The 1,563-nt window shown below is 69.7% G+C and carries 1 protein-coding gene; it reads left to right on the top strand.

The features are described from left to right. Positions 1-197: 197 nt before the first annotated feature. Positions 198-1,397, top strand: coding sequence for a macrolide-inactivating glycosyltransferase (mgt, locus tag ABZS64_RS39270; protein ID WP_355840005.1), 1,200 nt, complete (start codon positions 198-200; stop codon positions 1,395-1,397). Positions 1,398-1,563 lie beyond the last annotated feature (166 nt).

Raw genomic sequence — 1,563 nt, 5'->3', positions numbered from 1 at the left:
GGCTCTCCCCCTGCCTTCGGCGGGGGGACCCCCATCCTCCGGCCTGCGATCGCACGCACCGCAGTGACATCAGCCGCTCCGCGGCGGGCCGCTCCCTGATCCGGCCTGATCCAAACGACAGGCCCTAGCCATCGTCGACACCAGCGCGCGAGGGAATGAGGTTGCACGAGACGTATCGTCTCGTTTACGGTTCTGGCATGACCGAACCCCAGCGTGCCCATATCGCCATGTTCTCCATCGCCGCTCCCGGGCATGTGAACCCGAGCATCGAGGTCGTCCGGGAACTCGTCGCCCGTGGGCACCGCGTCAGTTACGCGATCCCCGCGTCGTACGCCGACAGGATCGCCGCCACCGGCGCGGAGCCGGTGATCTACCGCTCCACGCTGCCCACGGAAGAAGAGCCCGAAGCCTGGGGCACCGAGCTGATCGACAACATCGAGCCCTTCCTGAACGACGCGATCCAGGTGCTGCCGCAGCTGGCAGCGGCGTTCGAGGGGGACGAGCCGGATCTGGTGATCCATGACATCACCTCGTACCCCGCGATCGTTGCCGCCCACCGGTGGGGCGTACCGGCGATATCGCTCTCGCCCAACCTCGTTGCCTGGGAGGGGTACGAGGAGGAGGTCGCCGAGCCGATGACCGCCGACCTCAAGGCGTCCGAGCGCGGCAAGGCGTACTACGCGCGCTTCACTAACTGGCTTGCCGAGAACGGCATCCACACCCACCCCGACCCCTTCGTCGGCCGCCCGCGCCGCTCCCTCGTCCTCATCCCGAAGGCGCTCCAGCCCCATGCGGACCGGGTCGACGAATCGATGTACACCTTTGTCGGCGCGTGCCAGGGCGAACGCACGGAACAGGGGGAGTGGCGGCGTCCGGCCGGTGCGGAGAGAGTGCTGCTGGTCTCGCTCGGCTCGGCCTTCACCAAGCAGCCCGCCTTCTACCGCGAGTGTGTGAAGGCCTTCGGCGAACTGCCGGGCTGGCATGTGGTGCTGCAGATCGGCCGGTACGTCGAGGAGTCGGAGCTCGGCGAGATTCCGGCCAACGTCGAGGTGCACCCGTGGGTGCCGCAACTGGCCGTCCTGCGCGAGGCGGACGCCTTCATCACGCACGCGGGCGCGGGCGGCAGCCAGGAGGGCCTGGCCACGGCAACCCCGATGGTGGCGGTCCCACAGGCGGTCGACCAGTTCGGCAACGCGGACATGCTGGTCGGTCTGGGGGTGGCGCGGCGCCTCGACTCGGAGTCGGCGACGGCCGCGGAGCTCAGGGAAGCGGTGCTTGCCCTGACATCGGACCCCGAAGTGGCCCGGAATCTCGAGGAGATCAGGTCCCAGATGGCAACGGAGGGGGGCACGCGCCGTGCGGCGGACCTGATCGAGGCGGAGCTGCGGACGCGGTAGGGTGCGCCTGCGGCGGGCCTTGTCCCCTACCCGCCCCTTCCTGGCTGTGACATGTGCGGCTCCGCCGCGTGGGGGGCTGCGCCCCCAGACCCCCGTACGCGCTTCGCGCGTGTCCTCAAAACGCCGGCGGGGCTGAATGTGCGGCTCGGCCGCACGTTCAGCCCCG

The sequence above is a fragment of the Streptomyces sp. NPDC005408 genome, assembly GCF_040606445.1.
Taxonomy (GTDB): domain Bacteria; phylum Actinomycetota; class Actinomycetes; order Streptomycetales; family Streptomycetaceae; genus Streptomyces.
This window is presented reverse-complemented; position numbering and strand designations above follow the sequence as displayed.